Source organism: Streptomyces sp. NPDC032472, assembly GCF_040636955.1.
Taxonomy (GTDB): domain Bacteria; phylum Actinomycetota; class Actinomycetes; order Streptomycetales; family Streptomycetaceae; genus Streptomyces.
The window spans coordinates 1-8,734 of sequence record NZ_JBEZVK010000133.1 but is presented as its reverse complement, the minus strand read 5'-3'; the positions used below and the strand labels follow the sequence as shown (position 1 = coordinate 8,734).

Genomic DNA, 8,734 nt, shown 5'->3' with positions numbered 1-8,734 from the left:
GCGGCGGACGGCAGCGCCGCCCGGGCCACCGGCACCGGCGGCACGCGTCCGGCCCGCCAGGCCGCGAGCCCGGTGGCAGCCGCGATCAGCAGCAGCGCCCCGCAGGGGACGCCGATCATCAGCGCGCTGTGGCCCGGCAGGCCCTGCCACAGCGCCGCCGCGTCCCCGATCCGCCCCGGTATCCGCGAGCCCAGCAGGGCGATCGCGGCCGTGCCGAGGGCCACGCCGAGGACCGCGAAGGCCAGATGCTGTACGAGGAAGCCGCGCACGACCTGGCCGGGCGTGAAGCCGATGGCCTTGAGGACGGCGATGTCCCTCAGCTGGCCGCGGACGCGGGCGGCGATCGCGCCCGACGCGGCGAGCGCTGCCGCGAGCAGCGCCCCGAGCCCGAAGACGGCGAACATCCGCCCCAGGAGCCGGTCGTCGCCGCCCGCCTCTGCCTGCGCCTGCCGCCACGTGGTGACCCGGGCGACCCGGTCGGCACCGAGGACGGTCACGGCCCGCTGCACGAGGAAGTCGGTGTCCTGCGGATCCGCCAGGCGCAGCCCCACGCTCTGCCCGGTGTCCCCGTGGGCGATCGCGTCGAGGGTGCCGGCGGGTACCCAGCCGACACCCGGGGCACCGCCCGGCTGGTAGCCGGGCTCGGCCGCCTCCGCGATGCCGCTCACCCGCAGGGCGTGCGGGGCGCCGTCCGGGCCGGTGACGCGCACCGTGTCGCCCGGCTCGGCCCACAGCGCCCGGGCGACGGAACGCTCCAGTACGACGGTGCCGGCCCCGCCGGCCCCCCCGGCTTCGCCGTCCGCCGGGCCGAGCCAGCTGCCCGCGGTGAGGAGCGGCCGCCCTGTCTGCGGGGGCTCCGACGAGGCGGCGCGCAGCGTCACCCCGGCCCGCGCCCCGCGCGATTCGACGGTGGTCGCCGCCGTACGGAACGGCCCGGAGACCGCGGTGACCCCGTCCAGACCGGCCAGGGCGTCGGTGTGCGCCCCGCCGCGGGTGTGCAGCCAGATGTGCGCGCCCCGCGACTGGTTGAAGATCCGCTGCCAGGGGTGCGCGGCGTAGCTGAACAGGGCGCCTGCCAGCAGCAGCGAGGCGATGATCCCGGCGCTGGCCAGGACGACGAAGAGGGCTTCGCCGCGGTGCGCGCGGAAGTCGGCGTGCGCCCAGCGCAGCGTGGCCCGCACGGTCAGTCCTTCAGTTCCAGTACGCCGGACACGCCGCCGGCCGCCCCGCGCCGCCCGTCGCCCCGCCGCCCGCTGCCGGTCCGCCCGTCGCCGAGCGGTCCGTCGCCGAGCGGGGCGTCGTCGGCGATGCGCCCGTCGAAGAAGCTGATGACGCGGTCGGCGGCGCTGGCCATCCGGGCGTCATGGGTGACCATCACGATGGTCTGCCCGCGCTGGTGGAACCGCGAGAGCAGCCGCAGCACCTCGCGGGTGCCCTTGCTGTCGAGACTGCCGGCCGGCTCGTCGGCGAGCAGCAGCGCCGGGTGGTTGACCAGCGCCCGGGCGAGCGCGACCCGCTGCTGCTCGCCGCCCGACAGCTCCCCGGGCATCGCACGCCCGCGCCCCTCCAGGCCGAGTTCGGCGAGGAGTTCGCTGCGGGAGTCGCGGGCCGCCCTCGGGGAGGCGCCCGCGAGCAGGGCGGGCAGTTCCACGTTGTCGGCGACGGTGAGGTTCGAGACCAGGTTGAAGAACTGGAAGACGACGCCGATGCTGCGCCGCCGCAGCACCGCCCAGCGCGCCTCGCTGTACCCGTCCACCCGATGCCCGTCGAGCCACAGCTCCCCGCCGTCGGGGCGCTGGAGCCCTCCGAGCAGGTGCAGCAGCGTGGACTTGCCGGCCCCCGACGGCCCGGTGACGGCGACGAACTCGCCCGGCCGGACGGTCAGGTCGACCCCGCGCACGGCGTGCACGGGCCCGCCCTCGCCGTGGTGCGTCTTGGCCAGGCCCACGGTGCGCACGACGGGCACGTCCGGCACGGCAGGAGCGGCTGCGGTGTGGGCGGCGTTGCTCATTCCAGCTCCTCCTGGCAGCGTTCCAGCCAGTCGAGGTCGGCCTGCAGGTGCAGCATGGCGCCCTCGATCAGCAGTTGGGAGATCTTGTTGTCGCGGTCCTCGGCCGCGGCCAGCTTCGACAGGTCCCGCATGGTGTTCAGGTACTGCCGCCGCTGCTTGTTGATCAGCGCGATCGGGTCGGCCAGACCCGACTGCGGCGCGAGGGCGAGCTTCATGAAGAACTCGTCCCGTACCCGCGGCTCCTCGGCGGTGTCCTCGAACCAGGCCAGCACAGCCTCGCGGCCGGCGTCCGTCAACCGGTACGTGCGCTTGTTGGGCCGGCCCGACTGCTCGACGTCCTCGCCCTCGATCAGACCGCTCTTCTCCAGCCGGCCGAGGGTGACGTAGATCTGCCCGACGTTCGGCTGAGGGTACGCGGCCCCCAGGAGCTTCTCAAGGTCCTGCTTCAGCTCGTAACCATGGGCCGGGCCACGGGTGAGGAGTGCCAGGAGCGGCAGCCGCACTCGCTCCCCCTTCCTTCCCGCTCCGTAGTCAACCGTTCACCGGGCAGGGGCCGAGTCGCAGCGCCGTCCGGCCTTCCCACCTGGACCTCTAGTATCGCCCATGCCTAACAGGTATATATAGGCCCCAATGTTCGGCGGCCGGTCGGCGCGCAGCCGGAGCGTGCACGGGAGGAACCTATGCGGTGGATGCGTGCCGCGGGAAGAGCTCTCCTGGTCGCGGCGGTGGTGCTGGCGGGCCACGCCGGCTTCGGCGTCCGCGCCGACTCCGGGGCGGCCGACTCCGAAGCGGTCGCCTCCGGCGCCCGCGGCCCCATGACGCTCGTGACGGCCGGTGATCTCACCGGCTACCTCTCCCCGCTGCTCGACGACTGGAACCGGGGCCACCCCGGAGAGCGCGTCACCCTCGTCGAACTGCCCGACTCGGCCGACGAGACCCGGGCCCAGATGATCAGCGAACTGCGCTCGGGCAGCCACCGCTTCGACGTGCTCAACATCGACGTCGCCTGGACCTCGGAGTTCGCCGCGGCCGGATGGATCTCCCCGCTGGAGCGGAGGCGCTTCCCGCTGGACGCCTTCCTGCCGCCGGTCGTCGACACCGCGACCTTCGACGGCCGCCTGTACGCGGTCCCGTACGTCACCAACGCCGGGCTGCTCTACTACCGCAAGGACATCCTGGACCGCGAGGGCGAGGCGCCGCCGCGCACCTGGGCCGAACTGGCCCGCCAGGCCCGCACGATCGCGCCCAAGTACGGGATGGACGGGTACGCCGGCCAGTTCCTGCCGTACGAAGGGCTCACCGTCAACGTCACCGAGGCCGTGCACTCGGCGGGCGGATCCATCCTGCGGGACGACGGTGCGCACGTGGCCGTGGACTCCGACGCCGCGCGCGCCGGCCTGCACTTCCTCGCGGACGGCGTCCGCGACGGCTGGATCCCCCGCGCGGCGCTCGGCTACAAGGAGGAGGAGTCCCGGCGGGCGTTCCAGGAGGGCCGGCTGCTCTTCCTGCGGAACTGGCCGTACGTGTACGCCGACGCCGGCGCCGAGGGATCCGAGGTGGCCGGCAAGTTCGGGGCCGTGCCCCTGCCCGGACCGGACGGGCCGGGCGCCAGCGTGCTCGGCGGCTCCAACCTCGCGGTCAGCAGCCACGCCCGCCATCCCGCGTCCGCGGCCGATCTGATCGCCTACCTCACGAGCGAGCCCGTCCAGCGGCAGGTCCTCACCCGCGGCTCGCTGCCGCCGGTGCGCGCCGCACTGTACGAGGACCCCGAGCTGATCCGCGCCCACCCGTACCTGCCCACGCTGCGCCAGAGCGTGCTGTCGGCGGTGCCGCGCCCCAAGAGCCCGCGGTACGACCAGGTGAGCCTGGCGGTGCAGGCCGTGGCGCAGGACCTGCTGGCCGGGCGCCAGACACCCGAGCAGGCGGTGGCGCGACTCACGCGCGAGCTCGGCGCCATCTCCCGCAAGGGCTGAGCGCACCGCTTCCGCCTCCCCTCATAGCGGCACCCCCGAAGGGCCTCTACTTACATGTTAAGTAGAGGCCCTTCGCTTTGCATGTGGAAGTCTCGGTACAAACCACCCCAGCTTTGGGTTCTTTCCGGGCACATCGTTGACACCTTCCAGTCACCGCTACTTAACATGCATGCATAACAGCGCACCTGACAGCGCACCTGATCAGGGCGCTCTCGCATTCAGCAGAAACAGGTCGACGCGAGATGCTCAGCACCCTTCCGGCCGACATCGGCCACCCCTCCCGCAAGGCCACCACCCCCGACTCCTGGTGGCGCGACGCGGTGATCTACCAGGTCTACGTCCGCAGCTTCCTCGACAGCACCGGGGACGGCATCGGCGACCTGGCCGGCGTACGGGCCGGGCTTCCCTACCTCCGGAAGCTCGGTGTCGACGGCATCTGGCTCAGCCCCTTCTACCCGTCCCCGCAGCACGACCACGGCTACGACGTCGCCGACTACTGCGACGTCGACCCCGTCTACGGCGACCTCGCCGAGTTCGACCGGCTGGTGGCCGACGCCCGCCGCCTCGGGCTCAAGCTGCTGCTCGACATCGTCCCCAACCACTGCTCCAGCGAGCACCCGTGGTTCCGCGAGGCGCTCGCCGCGGAGCCGGGCAGCGCCCCCCGCTCCCGGTTCCACTTCGCCCCCGGCCGCGGCCCGGACGGCGCGGAGCCGCCCAACAACTGGCGCGCCATGTTCGGCGGCCCCGCCTGGAGCCGCACCACCGGGCCCGACGGCGCCCCCGGCGAGTGGTACCTGCACCTCTTCACCCCCGAGCAGCCCGACCTGAACTGGCGCGACCCGGCCGTCGGCGACGAGTTCGAGCGGGTGCTGCGCTTCTGGCTGGACCGCGGTGTCGACGGCTTCCGCATCGACGTCGCCGCCGGCCTGTTCAAGCACCCCGACCTGCCCGACTCCGACGACCCCGGGGCCGACGAACGGGCCCGCGACGCCGTCAACCAGCTCGCCTGGAACCAGCCCGAGGTGCACGGCGTGTGGCGCCGCTGGCGCGCGGTCTGCGAGGAGTACACCGCCCGCGACGGCCACGAGCGGCTGCTGGTCGGCGAGGTGTCCGTACCGACCGCACGCGAGCACGCCGAGTACGTCCGCCCCGACGAACTGCACCAGGCGTTCTTCTTCGACCTGCTCAGCGCGCCCTGGGACGCCGACGCCTTCCGCTCCACGATCACCGAGGCGATCCGCGACATCGCCGGCACCGGCTCCACCGTCACCTGGGTCCTCAACAACCACGACCAGGTCCGCACCGTCACCCGCTACGCGGGCGAGCCCGGCGTGGAGGGCAGCGGACTGGGCGCCGCCCGCGCCCGCGCCGCGGCCCTGCTGATGCTCGCCCTGCCCGGCGCCGCGTACGTCTACCAGGGCGAGGAGCTCGGCCTCCCCGAGGTGCTCGACCTGCCCGACGAGGTCCTCACCGACCCGATCTTCCACCGCACAGGCAGCCGCAAGCACATCCGGGACGGCTGCCGCGTGCCGCTGCCCTGGTCCGGGCACGCCTCCCCGTTCGGCTTCAGCCAGGGCGCGGGCGGCGCCCTGCCGTGGCTGCCGCAGCCCGCCTGGTTCGCCGAGCACGCCACCGACCGCGCCGTCGCCGACACCCGCTCCTTCTGGCACCTCTACCGCGAGGGCCTCCAGCTGCGGCGCAGCCTGCCGCAGCTCGGCGACGGCACCCTGCGCTGGCTGGACGCACCCCCGCAGGTCCTCGCCATCGCCCGCGGCGAAGGCCTGGTCTGCGCCGTCAACTTCGGCACGGAGCCCGTACCCGCCCCGGTCGCCGGGCCCCCGCTGCTCGCCAGCGGACCCTGCCCGGACGGTGTGCTGCCGCCCGCCACCGCCGCCTGGTGGACGGCGGACTGCCCGACCCCCTGACCCCGCCCCTGCCGGCGCGATCCCCGCGAACCCCCTCCGCAGCCGGTCCGCACCCTCCGACCTCCTCGAAAGGGAACCCCTCATGCGACGACCCAGCACCACGCCCCGACGCACCGCGGCCGCCACGTCCGGCGCCCTCCTGCTCGCCCTCGCCGCCACCGCCTGCGGCGGCGGTACGACCGGACCCGCATCCGGCGGCGAACTCAACGGCCAGACCGTGACCGTCGCCGGCGTCTGGACCGGCAGCGAGCAGAAGAACTTCAAGAAGGTCCTGGACGCCTTCACCGCGAAGACCGGCGCCAAGACGGTCTTCGTCCCCTCCGGCGACAACGTCTCCACCTTCGTCGGCAGCAAGATCGAGGGCGGCAACGCCCCCGACGTCGTGATGGTCCCCCAGGTGGGCGTCCTGCAGCAGTTCGCCAAGGCGGGCTGGCTCCAGCCCCTGTCCGACGGGGCCGCCACCACGGCCGGCTCCACCCTCGCCCCCGTGTGGAAGAACTACGGCACCGTCGACGGCACCTACTACGGCCTGTACTTCAAGGCCGCCCACAAGTCCACCGTCTGGTACGCCCCCGAGGCCTTCACCCAGGCCGGCGTAGCCGAGCCCAAGAGCTACGCCGACCTGCTGAAGGCGGGCCGCACCCTCGCCGACTCCGGCCGCCCTGCCTTCGCGATAGCCGGCGAGGACGGCTGGACCCTCACCGACTGGTTCGAGAACATCTACCTCTCCCAGGCCGGACCGGAGAAGTACGACCAGCTCGCCCAGCACAAGCTCAAGTGGACCGACGACAGCGTCGTCAAGGCACTGACCACCCTCGGCGAGCTGTTCAAGGACAAGCAGCTCGTTGCCGGCGGCGCCGAGACGGCCCTGCAGACCGACTTCCCCTCCTCCGTGGAGCGGGTCTTCGGCCCCGCGCCCAAGGCGGGCATGGTCTACGAGGGCGACTTCGTCGGCGGCGTCGCCAAGGACCAGTTCGGCAAGGCACCCGGCAAGGACGCCAAGTTCTTCCCGTTCCCGGCCGTCGACGGCGGCAAGGCCCCGGTCGTCAGCGGCGGTGACGCGGCCGTCGTCCTCAAGCAGGGCAAGAACACCAAGGCCGGGATGAAGCTCCTCGAATTCCTCGCGAGCCCCGAGGCGGCAGAGGTCTGGGCCGGCGCGGGCGGCTTCCTGTCCCCGAACACCAAGGTCGACCTCTCCGCGTACGGCGACGACACCGCCCGCGCCACCGCGCAGTCGCTCGTCGCGGCCGGCGACTCGGTCCGCTTCGACATGTCCGACCAGGCCCCGGCCGCCTTCGGCGGCACCAAGGGCGCGGGGGAGTGGAAGCTCCTGCAGGACTTCCTGCGCGACCCCTCGGACCCGCAGGGCACGGCCGCCAAGCTCGAGGCCGAGGCCGCCAAGGCCTACGGCAACTGAGGCGGCCCCCCATGGCTGACACTGCCACTGCCACCCTGAGCGCCCGCGCCGCGGCGGACCCGCGGCGCCGGGCCCTGAGGAGGAAACGCCGCCTCGCGGTCGTCTTCGTCCTGCCGGCCCTGCTGCTGCTCGGCGCACTCGTCGTCTACCCCGTCGTCTTCTCCGTCGGCCGCAGCCTCTTCGACGCCGGCGGCGACCGGTTCGTCGGAGCCGGCAACTACGCGGCGATCGTCCGCGACCCGGCCACCCTCAAGGCGATCCGCAACAGCACCCTCTGGGTCGTCGTCGCCCCGACCCTCCTGACCGGCCTCGGGCTGCTGCTCGCCGTGCTCACCGAGAAGGTGCGCTGGGCGACCGCCTTCAAGCTGGTGCTCTTCCTGCCGATGGCCGTGTCGTTCCTCGCCGCGGGCATCATCTTCCGGCTGGCCTACGAGCAGAACCCTGACCGGGGCGTGCTCAACGCGGCGGTCGTCGCGGTCCACGACGCCTTCCACGACTCCGCCGCGTACCCGACGGCACGCGCCCGTGAGCACCACGGGCTGGCGGGCGGGCCGGGCGGCCCGTACAGCACCGAACGCACCGTCCGCCCCGGCGGCTCGGTGAGCCTCGGCCTCGTCGGGGTGGCCCCCGAGGCCCTCCCGGCCGGCGCGCGGGCCGCGGCCGCGCCGGCGCCCGGCGCGGGCTCGATCACCGGCCTCGTCTACCTCGACTTCGCCCCCGGCGGCGCCGGCACCCCCGGCACGGTCGACCCAGGCGAGAAGGGCCTGCCCGGTATGACGGTCGAGGCCGTACGGGACGGCCGGGTGGCCGCGACCGCCACCGCCGCCGAGGACGGATCGTTCCGGCTCACCGGACTGGCCGACGGCGAGTACACCGTCCGGCTGCCCGCGGCCAACTTCGCGGCCCCCTACCGGGGTGTGGACTGGCTCGGCCCGGCGCTGGTGACACCGGCCATCATCGGCGCGTACCTGTGGGTGTGGACCGGCTTCGCGATGGTCCTGATAGGCGCCGGCCTCTCGGCCATCCCGCGCGACGCGCTGGAGGCCGCCCGGATGGACGGTGCCAGCGAGGCGCAGATCTTCCGCAAGATCACCGTTCCGCTGCTGGCGCCGGTGCTCACCGTCGTCTTCGTGACCCTGGTGATCAACGTGATGAAGGTCTTCGACCTCGTCTACATCATCGCGCCCGGACCGGTCCAGGAAGAGGCGAACGTACTGGCCACCCGCATGTGGCTGGTCTCCTTCGGCGGCGGCAACGACCAGGGGCTGGGGAGCGCGCTCAGCGTGGTGCTCCTGCTGCTGGTGGTCCCCGCCATGGTCTTCAACATCCGGCGCTTCCGAAGGAGCGGAGCATGAGCAGCCACACCACCGTCGAGGGCCGACGGCTCCCGCGCACGGGGGCGGGCCGG

The 8,734-nt window shown here is 73.4% G+C and carries 7 protein-coding genes; 4 read left to right on the top strand and 3 right to left on the bottom strand.

Translation table 11 applies throughout. The features are described from left to right. The 3 genes from AB0F11_RS36530 to AB0F11_RS36520 form a co-directional block, all read right to left on the bottom strand. The coding region (locus AB0F11_RS36530) for an ABC transporter permease (RefSeq protein ID WP_362183703.1) at positions 1-1,181 on the bottom strand (1,181 nt) is incomplete at its 3' end. 2 nt (positions 1,182-1,183) lie between these two features. Next, positions 1,184-2,011, bottom strand: a complete 828-nt coding sequence (locus tag AB0F11_RS36525) for an ABC transporter ATP-binding protein (protein ID WP_362183700.1) — start codon at positions 2,009-2,011, stop codon at positions 1,184-1,186. Further along, on the bottom strand, positions 2,008-2,514 hold the full coding sequence (locus tag AB0F11_RS36520) for a PadR family transcriptional regulator (protein ID WP_361914397.1): 507 nt from the start codon (positions 2,512-2,514) through the stop codon (positions 2,008-2,010). Before AB0F11_RS36520 ends, AB0F11_RS36525 begins: the two co-directional genes overlap by 4 nt. A 177-nt stretch (positions 2,515-2,691) precedes the next feature. On the opposite strand from AB0F11_RS36520, the gene AB0F11_RS36515 reads away from it, so the two are divergent. From AB0F11_RS36515 to AB0F11_RS36500, 4 genes are all read left to right on the top strand, one after another. Beyond that, the gene (locus AB0F11_RS36515) at positions 2,692-3,984 is read left to right on the top strand and encodes an ABC transporter substrate-binding protein (protein ID WP_362183697.1); all 1,293 of its coding nucleotides are present in this window, start codon (positions 2,692-2,694) and stop codon (positions 3,982-3,984) included. Between the two features lie 242 nt (positions 3,985-4,226). Then, positions 4,227-5,909 carry a glycoside hydrolase family 13 protein gene (locus tag AB0F11_RS36510; RefSeq protein WP_362183694.1) on the top strand — a complete coding sequence of 561 codons (1,683 nt, stop codon included), beginning with the start codon at positions 4,227-4,229 and terminating at the stop codon, positions 5,907-5,909. Positions 5,910-5,991: 82 nt separating this feature from the next. Then, positions 5,992-7,326, top strand: coding sequence for an extracellular solute-binding protein (locus AB0F11_RS36505; protein ID WP_362183692.1), 1,335 nt, complete (start codon positions 5,992-5,994; stop codon positions 7,324-7,326). 11 nt (positions 7,327-7,337) lie between these two features. Beyond that, positions 7,338-8,681 (top strand): ABC transporter permease subunit, encoded by a 1,344-nt coding sequence (locus AB0F11_RS36500; protein WP_362183689.1) that lies wholly within the window; start codon positions 7,338-7,340, stop codon positions 8,679-8,681. The last annotated feature ends 53 nt before the right edge of the window (positions 8,682-8,734 follow it).